Annotated in this window: 20 protein-coding genes; 2 read left to right on the forward strand and 18 right to left on the reverse strand. The window is 67.9% G+C overall.

Translation table 11 applies throughout. The features are described from left to right. Nucleotides 1-7: 7 nt before the first annotated feature. The 4 genes from VZL07_RS23755 to VZL07_RS23770 are packed head-to-tail and all read right to left on the reverse strand — an operon-like array spanning nt 8 to nt 2730. Nucleotides 8-586 carry a phage baseplate assembly protein V gene (locus VZL07_RS23755; RefSeq protein WP_426749896.1) on the reverse strand — a complete coding sequence of 193 codons (579 nt, stop codon included), beginning with the start codon at nt 584-586 and terminating at the stop codon, nt 8-10. A 10-nt stretch (nt 587-596) separates the two neighbouring features. Continuing rightward, on the reverse strand, nt 597-1847 hold the full coding sequence (locus VZL07_RS23760) for a phage late control D family protein (protein ID WP_426749897.1): 1251 nt from the start codon (nt 1845-1847) through the stop codon (nt 597-599). A 29-nt stretch (nt 1848-1876) separates the two neighbouring features. Further along, nucleotides 1877-2218 carry a hypothetical protein gene (locus VZL07_RS23765; protein WP_426749898.1) on the reverse strand — a complete coding sequence of 114 codons (342 nt, stop codon included), beginning with the start codon at nt 2216-2218 and terminating at the stop codon, nt 1877-1879. Next, nucleotides 2218-2730: a peptidoglycan-binding protein gene (locus tag VZL07_RS23770; protein ID WP_426749899.1), complete on the reverse strand. Its 513-nt coding sequence runs from the start codon at nt 2728-2730 to the stop codon at nt 2218-2220. The genes VZL07_RS23765 and VZL07_RS23770 overlap by 1 nt, the downstream gene beginning before the upstream one ends. A 352-nt stretch (nt 2731-3082) precedes the next feature. Here VZL07_RS23770 and VZL07_RS23775 point away from each other — a divergent pair, with 352 nt between their 5' ends. Continuing rightward, complete coding sequence (locus tag VZL07_RS23775) at nt 3083-4783, forward strand: Nif11-like leader peptide family natural product precursor (protein WP_426749901.1); 1701 nt, start codon at nt 3083-3085, stop codon at nt 4781-4783. A 265-nt stretch (nt 4784-5048) separates the two neighbouring features. Here VZL07_RS23775 and VZL07_RS23780 read toward each other — a convergent pair whose 3' ends face one another. Genes VZL07_RS23780 through VZL07_RS23790 form a run of 3 tightly spaced genes read right to left on the reverse strand, consistent with a single transcriptional unit; the run spans nt 5049 to nt 8707 of the window. After that, entirely contained in the window at nt 5049-7742 is a 2694-nt protein-coding gene (locus VZL07_RS23780) for a phage tail tape measure protein (protein WP_426749902.1), read from the reverse strand. A 3-nt stretch (nt 7743-7745) separates the two neighbouring features. Then, nucleotides 7746-7937 (reverse strand): hypothetical protein, encoded by a 192-nt coding sequence (locus tag VZL07_RS23785; RefSeq protein ID WP_426749903.1) that lies wholly within the window; start codon nt 7935-7937, stop codon nt 7746-7748. Next, nucleotides 7934-8707 carry a hypothetical protein gene (locus tag VZL07_RS23790; RefSeq protein WP_426749904.1) on the reverse strand — a complete coding sequence of 258 codons (774 nt, stop codon included), beginning with the start codon at nt 8705-8707 and terminating at the stop codon, nt 7934-7936. Before VZL07_RS23790 ends, VZL07_RS23785 begins: the two co-directional genes overlap by 4 nt. A gap of 84 nt (nt 8708-8791) precedes the next feature. On the opposite strand from VZL07_RS23790, the gene VZL07_RS23795 reads away from it, so the two are divergent. Beyond that, nucleotides 8792-9265 carry a hypothetical protein gene (locus VZL07_RS23795; RefSeq protein ID WP_426749905.1) on the forward strand — a complete coding sequence of 158 codons (474 nt, stop codon included), beginning with the start codon at nt 8792-8794 and terminating at the stop codon, nt 9263-9265. Between the two features lie 3 nt (nt 9266-9268). Here the strand turns inward: VZL07_RS23795 and VZL07_RS23800 are convergent, their stop codons facing one another. From VZL07_RS23800 to VZL07_RS23850, 11 genes are read right to left on the reverse strand one after another with little or no spacing between them, the layout of a single operon-like run. Beyond that, nucleotides 9269-9730 carry a phage tail protein gene (locus VZL07_RS23800; RefSeq protein WP_426749906.1) on the reverse strand — a complete coding sequence of 154 codons (462 nt, stop codon included), beginning with the start codon at nt 9728-9730 and terminating at the stop codon, nt 9269-9271. A 10-nt stretch (nt 9731-9740) separates the two neighbouring features. Beyond that, nucleotides 9741-10469, reverse strand: coding sequence for a phage tail sheath family protein (locus tag VZL07_RS23805; protein WP_426749908.1), 729 nt, complete (start codon nt 10467-10469; stop codon nt 9741-9743). Continuing rightward, entirely contained in the window at nt 10423-11958 is a 1536-nt protein-coding gene (locus VZL07_RS23810) for a phage tail sheath protein (protein WP_426749909.1), read from the reverse strand. Before VZL07_RS23810 ends, VZL07_RS23805 begins: the two co-directional genes overlap by 47 nt. Then, a complete protein-coding gene (locus tag VZL07_RS23815; RefSeq protein WP_426749910.1) occupies nt 11955-12287 on the reverse strand; it encodes a hypothetical protein in 333 nt (110 codons plus the stop codon). The genes VZL07_RS23810 and VZL07_RS23815 overlap by 4 nt, the downstream gene beginning before the upstream one ends. Next, nucleotides 12284-13186, reverse strand: a complete 903-nt coding sequence (locus tag VZL07_RS23820) for an IPT/TIG domain-containing protein (protein WP_426749911.1) — start codon at nt 13184-13186, stop codon at nt 12284-12286. Before VZL07_RS23820 ends, VZL07_RS23815 begins: the two co-directional genes overlap by 4 nt. After that, on the reverse strand, nt 13186-13788 hold the full coding sequence (locus VZL07_RS23825; RefSeq protein WP_426749912.1) for a hypothetical protein: 603 nt from the start codon (nt 13786-13788) through the stop codon (nt 13186-13188). The genes VZL07_RS23820 and VZL07_RS23825 overlap by 1 nt, the downstream gene beginning before the upstream one ends. 7 nt (nt 13789-13795) lie before the next feature. Further along, on the reverse strand, nt 13796-14437 hold the full coding sequence (locus VZL07_RS23830) for a hypothetical protein (protein ID WP_426749913.1): 642 nt from the start codon (nt 14435-14437) through the stop codon (nt 13796-13798). Further along, complete coding sequence (locus tag VZL07_RS23835) at nt 14434-14727, reverse strand: hypothetical protein (protein ID WP_426749914.1); 294 nt, start codon at nt 14725-14727, stop codon at nt 14434-14436. Before VZL07_RS23835 ends, VZL07_RS23830 begins: the two co-directional genes overlap by 4 nt. Continuing rightward, complete coding sequence (locus tag VZL07_RS23840) at nt 14724-15248, reverse strand: hypothetical protein (protein WP_426749915.1); 525 nt, start codon at nt 15246-15248, stop codon at nt 14724-14726. Before VZL07_RS23840 ends, VZL07_RS23835 begins: the two co-directional genes overlap by 4 nt. Next, on the reverse strand, nt 15248-15886 hold the full coding sequence (locus VZL07_RS23845; protein WP_426749916.1) for a hypothetical protein: 639 nt from the start codon (nt 15884-15886) through the stop codon (nt 15248-15250). Before VZL07_RS23845 ends, VZL07_RS23840 begins: the two co-directional genes overlap by 1 nt. A gap of 1 nt (nt 15887) precedes the next feature. Next, entirely contained in the window at nt 15888-16265 is a 378-nt protein-coding gene (locus VZL07_RS23850; protein WP_426749917.1) for a hypothetical protein, read from the reverse strand. Nucleotides 16266-16298: the final 33 nt, after the last annotated feature.

Genomic DNA, 16298 nt, shown 5'->3' on the forward strand with positions numbered 1-16298 from the left:
GGCTTCCTCAAATCGGCTCGGCGGTGGGGCGCACCACGCGCCCGGCGATGGTGACTTGAGCCGCCTCCAGGGAGATGGCGCCGACCGCGCGCAGGGTGAGGGCGGTGGTGGCCTCCAGGGTGACGGAGTTGGTTTCCGCGTCGAAGGTGAGGCAGTCGCCCGTCATCCGGTTGGTGAGCTTCAGCTTGCGGCGGCCCGCGGACTCGTCCAGCTCGACACGGAAGGTGGGCGTGGCGAGGACGCGGTTGTCGGGCGGAGACACCTGGGCCTCTTCAGGCACCTCACTCTGGCCGCCCGGCTTTCCCCAGTGCGCGCTGAGGTAGTAGGGCGCGTCGATGTCGCCCATGTTGAAGAAGACGGCCACCTCCGCGCCCACGTGCGGCACCGAGAAGAAGCCCGTGTCCTTGGCGCCCCCGCCGGAGGTGCCCAGCGGCCAGGCCCAGGCGGACTCGGGCTCGAGGACACCGGGGATGCACACGCGGACGCGGCCGAGTTGCGCCTCGTCGTCGCGGTTAGTGACGTAGCCCACGTACATGCCGAGGAGGCGCGTGTCATGGGCAAGGATGTCGTCGTCGAAGGTGCTCATGGTGGGCTCGCTACCTGGGGAGACTCATTCCGGCTTCTGGGTCCTCGACACCGATGGGTTGCCCGTCTCGTCGGTACTCGACGTGCGTGCGTCCTGACTTCGCGTCGACGACTTCCAGCTCCGTCAGCGCGCCGCTCGTCGCGGGCGCGCTGGTGTTGGGCTGTCCCCCCTGGGGCTGGCCTTGCTTCTCGGGGCTGGCTTGCTGCCGGCGGCTGGTGCCGTCGCGCGACAGCTTCAAGTCGGTGGTGTAGCCAGAGGAGGAGAGGACGTGCTTCGCCTCGGTGACGTAGTACTTCCCGGAGAGGAAGCTGGAGATGCCGCGCACCTCCACGACGGATTTCGCGCGCAAGCTGGGGTTGCCCACCACCTGGAGGGACAGCTTCACGGTGCCGGCTTCCGCGCGTCGGAATCGGGCCTCGGACTCGCGCTGGGCTTGTCCAGGTGTCGACGCCGAGGTGGGCTGGACGCTGGAGGTGCTGTTGCGAAGCTGCAGCGACGTGGTGCCCGTGCGCTTGTCCACCACCTCGAGGAAGTCCGCGAGGGTGGTGCGCTCCACGGTGGCACTGCTCGCCTGGGCTTCGATGGTCGCCTTGGCCATGGCGTCCCGGCCACGGACGCCCACCTGGCCCACTCGGCGGCCCAGCTCCGACTCGACGTTGACGGAGAGGATGTCGCCCCGGCCCGCGTCCGCGTACCACCACAGCACCCGGGTGGGCGCGGCGGCCTGGTTTCGCGGACCGAAGGTGAGGCCCCTGTCGTCGACGTGGAACTCGAACTCCTCCCGCGCGGCCAGGCGCCGGAGAAAGCGCGCATCCGTCTCCCCGGCCTGGTGGATGGTGTCGAAGGACTCTCCTGTGTCCTCGACGTGGACGGCGTCCTCCTCGTAGCCGTACTCGGCGGCCACCTCTCGCACTACCTGGGCGCGCGTCTTGCCCTTCCAGGCGCGCGTCTTCGCTTCACGGTGCATGAGGGCGCTGAGCGCCTGGCCCTCGACGGTGAGCACCTGAAAGCCCTTCAGCTTCTTCACAACCACTCGCCGCGGGGGCGCCATGAGCCCGGGGTAGCCCCAGGACACCTCCAGCACCGCGCCGCCCACCAGCTCCGCCCTGTCGAAGAGGGCCAGGTCGAAGTTGTCCAACTGGAGGGACAGCTTGTCCGCCTTCGTCGCCGAGTCCTCAAAGGTGAGGCCCAGGACGCGGCCTTCAAGGGAGAGGGGCTCACCGCCGGGGGCCCTCTCGTGTGCCAGCAGTGTGAGGCGCACGCCAGGCGCGCTCCTGTCGAGGGGGCGCGTCACTCGCTGGCCCTCCGTCGCTGCTCGCTGAGGATGACGTCGGTGAGGACGCGCAGCGAGGGGATGTAGACGTGCCGCCCGGCCTCCAGCTCCAGCGTCGCGTCGATGATGGGCTCCGGCTGGAAGTCGGCGATGGCCCACCAGAAGCCGCAGGCGCGCGGGAGGGGCGCGAAGTAGCGGCCGGCGAGGCCCCAGAGGGAGTCGCCCTGAGCCACGAGGTGGACGCGCGTGTCCGCGTGCGACTGGAAGCCGTAGGGAATTCTCTCGGTGAGGAAAAGGCGGCCGGCCTCGTCCCGGAGGCCGAGGGAGAAGGAGTAGCGGCTGCCGGCGTGAGGGGCCACTACGGCACCTCCTGGCGGAGCTGCTCGGACGTGACGCGGGTGTCCAGCACCTCCTCGAAGGTGACGGTGGCGGTGTAGACGAGGACGCGGCCGTCCACGGCCAGTTGGCGGTACTGGAACTCCACGCTGGCGACGACGCACTCCACGGTGAGGACACCGGGCCAGAGGACGAGGACACGCGGCGGTGCTGTCGCCAGCACACCCTCGGTGCCCGCCGGAGGCACGGTGAGCGCGCGCAAAAAGGCACGGAACGCCATGATGTTGGACGTGTCGGCCTGCTGCGTGGCGAAGAAGGCGTCCAGGTAGAACTCGACGCCCGCCAGCTGTCGGTTGGAGGTGCCCTGAAACTGGAGCACCTGGTGGGAGAGGCCCGGCACCGCGAGGCGGTTCCAGTTCACCTGGAGCTTCTCGGTGAGCTGGGTGGGGTTGAAGAGGCACTCCATGGCCTCGCCGGTGAGGACGTTGACGAGGACGCAACGGGGGCTCCGAGGGAATGCAGAGTTGGGGGACACTGCCGAGGCTCCTTCTGCTTGCTACAAAGGCCTCGGGCTCTCGGCGGGGACAGAAGTGAGTGTATGAAGGTGTGGGTGCGGAACTCCAAGAGCCGTTCGGCTGGGAACACGACGGGCTCAAGGGGGGCATTCGAGTCCAGATGACACGAGCGCGGCTCGTCTTCCGGTGGGCGCCACCAAGTACCAGTGCGCGTCCTTGTGGGACGCATTCGATTCCTGTTCGGACGCACGGCACCGCCGCGCCGGCACCCGTCAGGCTCGACGCAAAGGCTCATGGGCCCTTAGATGGGCGTAGCCTCTGGCTTGGGCCTTGCTCTACCCAACTATAGAACCCCTACTCCAGGAGGTCGGGATGAGCTTCTTTCCCCGGCTTGCGATACTCGTGGCTCTTCTCACACAGTCTGTCGCGCTCAATGCGCATGGACAGCCTCTCCAATGCAATTCGACGACGTTGTGGCCGAACAACGTCGGGACTCAGCCGACATGGACTGATGGTGAAAGCACCTTCGGTCCAACCGTCAGATGCTGCGGGCCTGGTAGCACGCCGAATGGTATTCAGAACACCGAGTTGAGCCGCACCGCCGCACAGGCGTATTGCGCTGCGCGGAATGTCCCTTGGTATTCCTTCAATGTCCGCGTCTCCGAAGGACACCCTTACCTCGACATCACATGTTGTCGTCCGCCAGGACAGTCGAGTGAAATTAGTCTCAATGTCCTGACGTTCATGAATGCACTCATGCAGAATGGCCAGTTGCGTGATCGCTTCTCGAATAGCGAGAGTCTCGCCAGCGTCATCGCCACTGCGCAGGCGAGCGGCTACCCGATTACAGAGGACGATATTCCAGCAGCGGTCAGTTCGTCGACGGCGTCACGCGTGCTCGCAGCATGCGGTGGCCAGGGAGAAGTGCCGTGCACCAAATGCACGAAATCCGTTACCGTTTATTTCCCGCTCAACTTCTGTTGCGTCCCGCTTTCCACCGAGTGCGTCCAGAGTTCGTACGCGTGCAACAGCGGACTGTCGGTCAATCCTCTTGGAGTGTGCGTCGCGCCTGCACCAGCCCCGCCACCCGCAACCACGGCGACTGTCTCGTGGTGGGACGGGACACCGGCTGCGGATGTCACCGTTGTTCTCGGGACAAGCGTGTATGTCACGAATGCGCAAGGACAGTTTACGCTCAAGAAGTCGGACTCTCCCGCCCCAAACATTACGCTTCGGCTGGCGAATGAAGGCATCAGAGCGTTCACGGTGGAGACAGGCTCGACAATCATATCCCCTCAGTTGGTAGCGACGCGGGGAACCGGAACGCAGCTTACCTATGTCGGCACACCCCCATCGCCCGGAGAGGTGCTGGATTGGCAGAAATGGCGGAGCCTTTTCAGCCAGGTTAGTCGCGCAGCGGCGTACTTGAAGGCGCAAGCTCCGCCGGGCGTGACGATTAGGCCGGTTGGCTTGGTTGTTTCTAGTGGCGGACAGAAGTACGTTCCTCAGGAGGATAATCTGCGCATTGCCGTGCCGGAGGGAAAGGTAGTTAGTTTGCCGGACACGGTCGTTTTTCATGAGTATGGTCACAAGGCGATGGTTGAGATGTATGGAAAATTCGACCATCTGCTTGGTTCGGCCTGTGGGAAGAATAATGGTATTGGATATGCGGTCGATCCGACCTGTGCGTTTGTTGAAGGTTGGGCTCATTTCTTTGCGATGGCGGCGCTGAATATTACTAGGTTCGGAGACCGGTGGGGTGGTTCAGAAGATCTTGAGAACTATCCCGCGAATAAAAGAAGCCTCTCGGATGAGGGGCGCGTGGCGGCGGCTCTGCTTGATGTTTATGACAACAGGGATGATTCCTGTTGTGGTGATGCTCTGTATTCTGATGGTAATGACGGTGTTTCCATGCAGCATATGTTGATGAACCTGAAGAGGCTCGCATCGGTTTCGCAGTCTTTGTGTGTCGGGAAGGGTTGCTTGAGTGTTGTGGATTATTCGGGCTTGTTCAAGCCGCTGACGCCCGAGGATGGGAGGGCGTGGTTGTATAATTATGTCGCGCCTCCGTAGGGCTCGTAGTGTCCTGGCATATTTTGTGAGGCCTCAAACGGCCATGTGTTGCTAGTGGCTGTGCGTTGAGGCGGGAAATAGGTGGATGCGGCGCCGCCAAGAAGCGCGGCTGCTGATGCCAGGGCGCCAATTGGCTTGTTGTTCTTTGCGCGGACGCCGCCCCACCTGTTTCTCATGGAGGTATTCCACTGAGGTGGCCGCGTGTGGCGCTAGGCAGCGAATTCCTCTGCTTCTGATTTTGCAGCCAGCGTCTTGTCGAAGCGCTTCAGTACTCCGGCATAGGGGAGAAGCTGCGGGAGGCGGCGTCCCTCTCGGCGCGCGCCGTGGCCTGGGCAAGCACCTCGCCGTCCACCTGCAGGCTGACGAGGACGGGCGCGGCAGGAGGCGAGGCCGGCTGCGAGGAGAGCACCTCGGGTTGGGGCAGGGAGGCCTGGAGGGCCGCCACCGCGGGCATGGACGAGGCCTCCAGGGGCCAGTCCATTGGCGAGGTGGGCGAAGCGGTAGTGACGACGGACGCGGGTGTGGCGGCGCTGCCGGTGGCGTCCTCAAGGCCGAAGGCGACGGACAAGTCCCGGTGGAGGCCCAGTCGTGCCGTCCGCAGGGCCTGTTGGAGGCCGGTGTCCGTGCCGAAGAGGCTCGCCACCGCGTCCACGACGCCGAGGATGGCGCCCACCAGCTCCAGGAGGACGCCGGAGATGGCGTCGACCGTGCCGAAGACGATGAGCCGCATCCCCGTCCAGGCCTCGGCCCAGTCGCCGGTGAGGATGCCACTGAGCGTCAACACCACGCCCCAGAAGACGTCGACGATGCCAGAGAAGGCCGCCAGGGCGGCGTTGAGGACGCCGCCCACCACGGACACCGCGAGGGAGACGGCGGACACCAGCACGCCCACGACGGTGGTGATGTTGCCGATGGCAAACCCGATGGTTTGCCCCATGGCCACCCAGATGCTGCCGCCTTCCCTCGCGGCGGAGCTGGTGCCCAAGAGGCCGGAGAGCGCGCCACCGAGGACTCGGCCGAGGTGCGCCAGGCTGCTGAGGAGGACGTCGACGCCGGCCTTCATGTAATGCCATTGCCCCGCGAGGCCCTCCGCCACCTCGGCACCGGCCGTCAGGCCCATGACGACGAAGTCGAAGACGCGGGCGAGGACGCGCCCTACCGTGGCCCCCGCCTCGCCGAAGGCGGCGAACTTCGCGGCGGCAGTGGCCGCGTCGTCCCTCTCGGAGAGGAAGCCCAGCGCCTCGCCCACCCGCCCCAGCGTCGCTTGGAAGGCGTCGAGGGTGGGCCGCGCGGCTTCCAGTCCAGCGGAGAAGCCGTCGGCGATGCCGGAGAAGAAGCTGTGGATGCGGTGTGCCCACAGGTAGAGGTTGACGAGGAAGTCCTTCAGGCCGGCGTTTTCTGCGCGGCCCAGCTCCTCCCGCACCGCACCGGAGAAGCCTCCGTCCTCGAAGATCTGGACGAGGCCGCGGAAGGCGAGCGTCACCTGCTCCTGCACACGCCGCGCGAAGTCGCCCAGGCCCCCGAGGTTGTGACGGAAGGCGTAGGCGAGGCCGGCCACGGCGACACCCAGGAGGACGACGGCGGCTACCGCTGGCAGCACCGTGGCCAGGAGGCTCCCCAGCGTAAGGCCCAGCACCTTGAGGCCCACCACCAGCAGCGCCAGGCCCACCTTCGCGGCGATGACGGTGCCGACGAGAGTAACCAGGCCGCCAGCTCCGAGCGCGAAGGCTGCGAAGGCGCGCTTCACTGGGCCAGGCAACGCCTGGAAGACACCCAGCACCTGCTGCACCGCGCTGGCGACGAGGGTGACGAGGGGCTTCAAGACTTGGGCGAAGGGCTCCCCGAGGACGATGGCCAGCGTCTCCAGGTTGCCAGCCAGGAGCGTCTTCTGGCCCTGAAACGTGTCCAGCATCTGCTCGCGGAACTTCGTGGCCGTGCCGCCCGCATTCTCGAACGAGCCTCTCAGGTACTCGAGGGCCTCGGCGCCGCGGACGACTTCTCCAGTGTCCTTGCGGATGCCGTTGGTGAACTGCGTGAGGATGGCATTCACACCACCGAGCGCTTCGCGGCCGAAGGCTTTCAGGAGGAAGGCGGAGCGCTGCGCCGCCGTCATGCGTTCGAGGGCGGGCGACAGCTTATCGAGGATGCCGAGGAAGCTGAGGAAGTTGCCGCTGGAGTCGGTGACGGCCACGCCCAAGCCGCGCAGGTGCTTCTGCACCTCCGGGTCCGCCATGCGCTCCATGGCCACGGCCACGGCGGTGGACGCGCGCTCCACGCCGGGGACGACGTTCTTCACGAGGCCAAGGGCGATGAGTGTCTCGGGCAGGGACTGGTTGAGGGCCTGCGCACCACGCGCGGCGGTGCCGAGGGCCAGAGGCAACTCATTCGCGCTGAGGGCGAAGACGTTGACAGCCTGGAGCATCTGGTCGACGGAGATGGCTGCCTTGTCGGTGGAGATGCCGAAGGCCTTCATCGCCTGCGACGCCAGTCCCGCCGCACCCTGGGGCGTCAGCTCTCCCAGCGAGCCACCGGCCAAATCCAACACCGGCAGCAGCAGCTTCATGGCCTCCGCGGCCGTGAAGCCGGCCTGGGTGAGCTCGCGCAGGCCCAGCACGGACTCCGTGGGGGTGAATTGCGTGGCGAGGCTGGCCTTGACGGCCGCGTCACGCAGCTCCCCGAGCACCTCGGCCGAGGCGCCGGAGACGGCGGCAACGCCTGCCAGGGCTTGCTCGAACTGGCCGGCGGTGTTGGCTAGGGACAGCGATGCACCAAGGGTGACGGCGCCGGCCGTGAAGATGGCCATGGCGACGCCGAGCCGCTGGAAGGCGGTTTCAATGCGCGCGGTGCCCAACCCCACTCGCCTGTCGAGGCTCATGAAGTTGCGCTCCACGCCCTGGAAGGTGCCAGAGGCCAAGTCCCGCGCCGTGAAGACGAAGCCCAGGCCGAGGTTGTTGAGCACGCGCTACCTCCGCTTCGCGGCCTTCTCCAGCGCCTTGGCCTCCTGGGCGCGTTGCTGGCCGATGCGCTCAAGCAGCCAGTCCCTGTCCGAGGTGGGCAGCTCCAAGGCATCACCAAGGGGGACTGCGAGGCCGCTGCCGCCGTGCTGGTGCCAGCACAGGTTGAAGAGGCCCTCGCGCCACGTCTCCAGCGTCACGCCGGGGAAGAGGTGGAGCGCTCCCGTCGCCTCGTCGTCCGCTGCGTCCCCGGAAGGAAGAAGCCCCGGTCGAAAGGGAGCTCCACCTCCTGGCGCATGAAGCACTCAGGGCACTCGACTTCGAGGGTGGTGTCCACCCCGCAGTCGACGCGGTCGAACTCGTCGACGAGGAAGTCGGCGTCGCGCAGCGTGAGGTCCTCGAGGAAGCGGCGCTTGTCGCGCGCGTCCACGCCGTCGACGTCTTGCACCCGGTAGGCGAGGACGGAGGACAGCAGCTTCTCGGGGGCCGCGCGCTGGAGCTGCGGCAGCCGCCGCTCGTCCTCACCCGTCAGCAACCTGAATCGCACGCGCGTGCCGGCGTCCGGCAGCGTCGTCTCGAAGCGGTTGCCAGCCGTGAAGGCCGCGCGGCTGGCGTCCGAGAGGGCGCGGACCGGGAGCTGCGTCAAATCCAACTCCCAGTCGATGCGGGAGCGGCAGGCGGCACTCTGACAGGGGACGGCGAAGGCGTACTCGGGACCGTAGGTGAGGACGCGCACCTGCAGGAGCGCGTAGAAGCGGTCCCCCTGCAGCACCTGGCCCCAATCCACCTTCCCGTCGGCGAAGGCGTAGGGGCCTGCCTCCTGCAGTTCCTCCCAGCACGCGGAGAGCAGCTCATCCACCTGGCCGCCGCTCTTTGCCAGCTTCCGGTCCGCGAGGACACGCTCCTCCCGCACTCGCATGCCGCGAATACGGCCTGTCAGCCCCGAGGGGCATGAGATGATGTTCGCCATGTCCTTCCTCCGGGAAGGACAAAGGCTTCGAGCGGCAAATCGGGGACATCGACAGGTGCAGCACCCAACCTACGTGGGGAACTCATGAAGCCACTGGTCTGGTCAGGTCCGTTTCGGATTTCAGAGCTGCTGGCGCAGTGCATGAACGATGCGCAACCCTGGCCTCCAGCGGGGCGCGGCGTGTACCTGGTCTCGCGGAACGCGTGGGCGGGCTCGCCGAACTCCGAATGCTATCCCCTCTATGTGGGGAGCAATACCGGCAAGTCCCAGCGGTTCTGCACGCGCATCGGCGACCTCATCGCCGACCTGCACGGCTTCTACGACGGAGGAACGGGACACCACAGCGGTGGGCAGAAACTTTGGGGGTGGTGCCGTGACAACAAGGTGCATCCTGGGGCGCTCTACCTGGGCTGGGGAACGTGCGGAGGCTTTTGCTATCGCTGTGCCGAAGTCACGGTTGCGATGCAGGTCGTCAGTTCATGGGCGGAGCGGGCGCCCCTACTGAATGGGAATCGCCCGCCCGCGTGTAAGGCCCATAAACACTACGTTGCTGGCTGAGGCCTACTTGGCCAGCTCGAAGAAGTCGTAGGTGAGGGTGACGGACTCGATGACGTTCTCGTCCGACTCGTTGTCCCATTCCCCGGCAACGAACTTCACCGGCCAGGCGCGGGAGAGGCTCCACCGGCGCAGCGTGGTGCCGTCCCGGTCCTGCTGGACGATGTCGAGGCTGCGCTTGTAGAGCGCATCGGGCAGGCCCAGTCCGCTGGCGGTGTGGACGACGTCCTGGAACCAGTCGAAGAGCTGGTGGTCCTGCGTAGCGCCTCGCTCCAGGGTTACGTCTGAGAAGGTGAGGCGCCCCGGGGACTTGTTGGGGATGAGGCTGCCGCCCTCGAAATATTGGACGTTGGCGACTTCGACGGACAACTCGCTGCACTTCTGGAAACCAGAGTGTCCGAGGCCGTCCACCTCGCAGAGGAACTTGAAGCGCTTATGGAAGCTGCGCGGCTGTCCGATGATGGCCATGGTGAGGTCCTCACAGGCCTGCCGAAGCCAGCTCGGCTTCGAGGGCGCGGGTGTCCTGGGCGATGCGCAGGACGATGAATTCGGCCGGCTTGTTGGTGGCGAGCCCGATGCGCGCCACCAGCTTGCCGGCGAAGACGACGGACGGCGGGTTGAGGGCGTCCGAGACGTCGACGAAGAAGGCCTTGGCGGGCTCCTGGCTGCGGAAGGCGCCGTTCTTCATCTGTGCGAGGAGGAAGGTGGCGATGGAGCGCCGCACCTGGGCGCGCAGCCCTTCCGTGTTGTTGCGGTGCCGGGCGAACTGCAGCCCTGCCTTGAGGCTGCGCTCGATGAAGGACACCCCGCGACGCTCGGCGACGTAAGGGAAGTTCCCGCTGGCCTTCAGCGTGCGGCTGCCGTCGATGAAGCGCGGCAGGCCAGGCCCGGTGGTGAGCGGGTTGATGCGGCGGGGGTAGACGATGTCCCGCTTCTTCTCGTCGAGGCACTCCTTGGACTCGAAGCCGAGGACGCCGAACATGCGCCCAGCTTCAATGCCCGCGGAGGCTTCATACACACCACCGGGGCGCGCGGCGTCGTTGCGCGCGAAGGCGCCGGCGATGATTCCAGAGGGCGGGACGACGAGCTGCGCGACGTTGCCGAAGACGCCGCGGGCAGGGTTGAGCACCTTCACGCGGGGCCAGTAGATGGCCGCGTGCTCAGAGAGGCCTTCGAGAGCGGCTTCCTGCGAGACGTAGGAAACCATGTCCGCCGCCCTGTAGCCCGCGGGCGAGTCCAAGACGGCGAAGGCCAAGCCGCCTCGCGCCACCTCGCAGTAGCGCACCATGGCGTTGTGCACGGCAGGCGTGGCCCGGCCCGGTACCAGGAGAAGCGTGAGGTCCTGCACTTCGTCGAGCGCGTAAAAGACCGCTCCCGCCGGCCTCCGAGCCGATGAAGTCCGCGTCATTGAGGCCGACGAGGCCCTCGGTACCGCCTGTGAGCGCCACCGTCTGCTCGTCAGGGGAGGCGCCGGGTTGCACCATGAAGGCCCGGACGTAGGCGGAGCCGGTGCGCTCGTCATTGAGGATGCGCTCGACGTAGCGTGCGTCGCCCCGGACCGAGGAGAGGTTGGGGAAGGACTCGCGGTAGGCGCCGTCCTCAAGGACTAGGACGTCGAAGGTGTCGGGCGTCCCATTCGTCGCGGGGCGCACCTCCACCTCGAGGCGGTTGGCGTAGGCGCCCGCGTCCTTGGCCTCCAGCAGGAGGACGTCGATGTCGCCGGAGGCATCGCCTGTGTGCAGCATCGCGTCCAGCCCGAGGCCAGGGCCCGCGTCTCCCTGCACACGCAAGGAAGCGCCAGGCCCCGTGGACTGGGTGAGCAACTGCAGGGCCCCCAGGGAAGAGGGCGCCACGCGGACACCCGCCACGGCCGCCTCCACGAGGGCCCGCACCTCGGCCAGCTCCACGGCGCGCAGACTCTGGACGTTGCCGCTCCCTACCTGGGGGCCCAGGGGGAAGCCGAAGACGTCGCCAGCCACCTCGTCGCCCACCTCCAGGCGGCTGGCTGCGCCTTGGGTGTCGCTGGCGATTCTCAGCACACCCTCCTCCACTGTGGCGCGCCCTCCAATGAGTCCGGCGTTGAGGACGGCGGCCACCTCCTGCGCGGTGGCCTGGGCGATGTCGCCGAAGTCCTCCTCGTTGAAGGAGACGAAGACGTCACGCCCGTCGTCGACGCGCACGCGGAGCGCCTGGCCGGCGGTGAGGGCATATGGCCCGGGGCGGCCCGCGGAGACGGAGGCCTCGGCACCGGAGAAGCCGACTTCCACCGCCTCGGCGCCGTTGACGGACACGCCCAGTCGCTGGCCGTCAGCCAGGGTGAAGGGAGGCCGCAGGGTGCCGCGCACGACAGCGGGCGTGGGCCCGCCACCCGTGGTGAGGGCCGCCGCCGCACGCGTGGCCGTGTGCGACTCGGGGATGGAGGCGTCCTCGTAGTGGGCGGTGCGCACCACCCAGAGGTTGCTGCCGCCATTCTCGAAGAAGCCCATGGCCGCGAGGGCCAGGTCCGAGTCTGGGGTGAAACCACCAAAGGTGGCCTGGTACTCCTCGAAGGAGGTGCACTGCACTGCCTGGCCAATGGGCCCGCGCTCCGCCAGGCCGACAGCGCCGGCCACAGAGGTGGGCGCGGAAGGAATGCCACGGACTTGCGGCTCCTCCTCCTCAACCACGATTTTCGACGACAGCAGCTCACGACTCACGAGGCACCTCGCTTTTTCCGGGACACGCGCGCGGACGCTTCCGGCGCGGGGAGGAGGGATGAAGAGGACGGTGGGGCGGAGGGGGTTTGGCGCTTCAGCGCGAGCTCGCCCCGGCGGATGGCCGCAGCCACCACAGGCACCGAGAGGACGGCCTCGGGCACGCCCTCCAGCGTCACGCCCGTGGCCAGGGTGAGAGAGGTGGGCAGGCGCCGGCCGCCACGGCCAGGCTGCACGCCGCAGGCGCACGTGCCGCGTGCGACGCAGTACGACTCGTGGGGCAGGAGGAAGGTGACGAGCCTGCCCAGGGCATTGGTGAGGGTGACGCTCATGAGGTGCCTCTGGAGAGAGAGTCCGTTTCGAGGTGCGTCCCAGCGACGGCCTTGCCGATGTCGAGGGGCAGGCCCTCGTCCACGTCGAAGCCGCGCACCACCAAGCCCCAGGTGAAGGCGCGCACGTCGTCGCGGCTGCCGAGCTGCGTGCGCACCTCGCCGTCAGCGTCCATCTCCCAGCGGACGGTGCCAAGGGAGGCGTCGTCCACGTCGCGGGCCATGGAGAGCCAGCGGTTGCGGTTGAGGAAGGTGGCCACGGCGGCCATGAGGTTGAAGAGCTCGGCGGTGCGCTCGGAGGCCACCGTGAGGGTAAATGCCAAATCCACCGTGTACGCGGGGCGCCTGCGCACCAGCTCCGCGCCGGAGGGGCCCTGCACGACGTCCTCGTGGAGGACGTTGGTGGAGTAGCGACGACTCTCGCGCAGCGTGGGGCCTGACAGCACCACGGAGGGCAGCGAGGCCATGGCGATGACGTTGAGGCCGTCCGCGACCGTGTCGTCGTAGTCGACGGAGACGCTGGCGCTGACGTTGGCCACAACCTGTCGCTTCAGCTCGCGCAGCAAGGTGCGCACGAGGCGGGTGAGCGCCGCTTCCTTCGCGACGCGAGGGCGCAGGTAGCGGTACGCACCCGAGAGGACGGCGGCCTCGCCTGGAACGGGATTCCCGCCCGCGGAGAGGTTGAGTAGCTCCACGTCGAAGGTGCCCGCCTCGTGGGGCGGCGTCCTCACGTCCACATACGAGGTGCCCGACTGCTGGCGCAAGGAGAGCACCTCCGCGCGCAGCCCGCCCAGGCGCACCTCCACCCGCGCGGCGAAGCCCGTGCCGGCGAGCCGGAGAATGTCTCCGCCGCTGGTAGGCCCCGAGGCGGGCGTCACGGAGGTAAGGGAAGGGACGGCCATTACCCGGGTCCTCCGAGGCCAAGCTCCTTGGCCACCCGCGCGAGGAAGCGGCGGCTCGCGCCCTGGCGAAAGCGTGCGAAGGCCGGCCGGAGGAAGGGCCGCGCGGGCGTCTGCGTCACGATGACGCCGCGCCCGCCGCCGCTGCGCGGCTGGCCGGCCAGTCCGGCCTGGCGCAGCAGCGCGAAAAGGAAGCGCCGCATCTTCGGCGTCATGGGGATGACGACGGGCGGCCCCCCGTACTCCTGCAACTGGGCCACGTCGACGAGGGACTCTCCGTCCGGGCTCTTCGCGGTGCGCGACACGCCGATGAAGGCCTCGTCGCCTTCCGCGACGACGGAGATGGAATTGCGTAGCGCGCCCGAGACGAGGAGGGCCTTCGTCCCGTTGAAGCCCGCGAGTTGGCGCGCCGCCAGCGTGAGGGGCGAGGGCGGGCGGAGTGACTCTCCCCCTGGCGCCTGCTGGGTGAGGCCCTGCACCACCTCCTTGCGCAGGGCGTGCGCCTCCCGGCGCAGGGCCGTCTGCAACGCCCCTTCAATGCGCGACGAGCCCGCCGTCAGCAACTGGCGGGCCCGTGCCCAGTCTCCGGTGCGCGAGACGGCCATGGACGCCTCAGTCCTGCTTCGCCCGCAGGTGGGGGACGTGCGAGTTGAGCCACTCGAGGGCCACCTGCGTGGCCTTGCTCACCACCGCGCCGTGGCGGACGGACACCGAGGCGAGAGTCAGGCTGTGGGCGGCCACTTCCACGTCCTCCGGCCGGCAGCCGTAGTGCTTGAGGCCCTCGGCCATGGGCCGCACGGCGGGTAGGGTGCCGTAGCGCCAGTAGTGCAGCTCCAGGTTGCAGGTGTACGCCTCGGCCTCGTACTTGGCCCGAGCGGCGGGGCTGGTGAGGTAGGCCAGCTCGTAGCTGGGCCCCTCCTCGTCATGCTGGACGACGTGCTGGTGCTCGTGGACGCACACCACCACCTGGGCCCACAAGTCCCAGCCCCCCTTCGGCACGCCCACCTCGAAGGGCAGGTAGACGGTGCGGCCCACGGTGGTGGCGTACTTCTCCAGGAAGCGCTGCCTGTCGAGGATGCCCATGCGCTGCAGCGCCTCGGCCGCCAGCTGCATTTCGAGGGAGTCGGCCTTGTTGGCCGTCTTGGTGCGCAGGCGCTCCTGCATGTACTTCCAGAAGGCCCACACCTCCGCGGGCTGGATGTCCCGCTGGAAGAGGCCGCCCACGCCGGGAAGGGACTGGAGGTAACCCTTCACAGGACACCGCCATTCTCGGTGCCGGCGTCGAAGGTGCCCGCGTCCACAGTGGTGGGCAGGCAGGTGTGGCCGGCGACGCCCTCCTCGTTGACATAGGTGCAGGTGAAGGCCGAGTTGCTGTGCTCGCTAACAGCGTCGCAGTCGGCCAGCGTCTGCCAGTTGCTGTCGCCGTTGCAGATTTCGGCGACGTTGCCGGCGCAGCGCGTGGACACCGGCGCGCACCCGTCCGGCGCGCGGCAGCGGGTGAGGAGGGCAGCAGCGAGAAGTGGAGTGAGTAGCAGTGCTTTCATGCGAGTCCTCGGGCTTGGGGCCTGTCGTTGAAGGTGACGAGAAGGAGGTTTCGGCGAGGCCTCCGGCGGTGGAGGCCGAAGCCCGTGGGGCGCGCCTCGGTGACGTACAGCCCGGGAGGCGTCCTCACGGCCTGCACGAGTGCGCCTGTGACGTCGTAGAGGGCGCCCAGCCTGTCGCTGGGGCGGATGAGGGCGTCGCCGGTAGCAGCGTCGACGAGGCCGAGGCGCTCCAAGTCGCGGAAGTGGAAGACGAGCTCGAAGTTCGTCCGGGGGGTGTTGCCGGAAGGAGTCATGCGCAAAGACTCAAAGGCATCCGGCTCCACTTGGCAGGGGACACGCACGGGCGGAAATTCGCGACGGAAGGCTTCGGCTAGGCCGTCGTCGTCCGAGTCCTCCAGCACCGGCTCGAGGAAGTCCGCGTCGTAACCACTGGCATGGGGGCCCGGGCCGGGGCCCGCCATGGCGACGGTGTCCAAGCGGTGCAGCTCCGCAAGGAAGGGGAAGATGAGCCTGCCCCTCATCAGGCCGCTCCGGGCAAGGAGGGCTTCACGTAGGGCGCGAGGAGGGTGTCCACCTCCGGCTCTCCGGTGAGAGGCCGCACTGAGGGGCGGACAGTGTCGAGGCGGTAGCTCTGCTCGCGCGTCCTCTCCTCCACCACCCGCCAGCGCGTGCGCTCCTCCAACGAGGCCTCGTCCGCCAGCGGCGAGAGGCTGCGCAGGACGAGGAGCATGCAGGCGCGGCGGATGGCGGGCGGCGTGCGCCCCTCCGGCGTCCCGTCCGCCTCGGTGTAGCCCCAGCGCGCGCCCACCGTGACGTTGCCCTCGCCACGCGGGAAGACGCGCCCATGACGGAAGGTGAGGCGGGGCCCGTCGAAGCCCGGGCCCACCGGAGCGCCAACCACCACCAGGCGCTCCTTGGAGAAGGACACGTCCGCCCCGTACAGCGCCAGGCGGTAGAGGCGAATGGGCGGCACCGGCAGCCAAAGAGACGGGGTGCCGCGCCCGTCGAGGTGCAACGTCGCCGAGCGCGGCTCGAAGTGCCACCCCGTCACCTTGTCGATGGTGCGCGTCGCCTCTTCCAGGAGGACGGCCAGGCGGGTGTCGCCAGCCATGGCCGGTGTGACGCCCTCGGCGCGCATGTCGGCCACCGTGGCGTACACGTCAGTCCTTCTCTCGCTTGGCGCGGCGCGTGTCCTTCTCCTCGCTGGCCTTCGGAATGTCCTCCGTCGTCAGCGTGCCTGCGGCCCGCGCCGCACTCAGCTTCAGCTCGTCGCTGGCGCTGCGCTTCACCTTGGCCTCGTCGGCCTCGGCCGCGTCGAGTGCCTTCGCTTCGGCCTCCGTGCACACGTCGAAGGCAAGCGGCGAGTAGGCGTCGCTGGGCAACTGGCGCACCGTGCGTAGGTAGTCCGCCACCGGCTTCTCCACCCGGTACCAGCCGCGCTCCTCCTGGAATTTGATTCCGGCATACGTGTAGCGCCGCAGCACGTGGCCGCGGCGCGCGTCGTAGGCCTTCAGTCGGACGAGAAAGGTGTTGTCCATGGTGGGCCTCACAGCTGCACGTTGATGGCCTTG

This window comes from Pseudomyxococcus flavus (assembly GCF_050038885.1).
Lineage (GTDB): Bacteria > Myxococcota > Myxococcia > Myxococcales > Myxococcaceae > Myxococcus > Myxococcus flavus.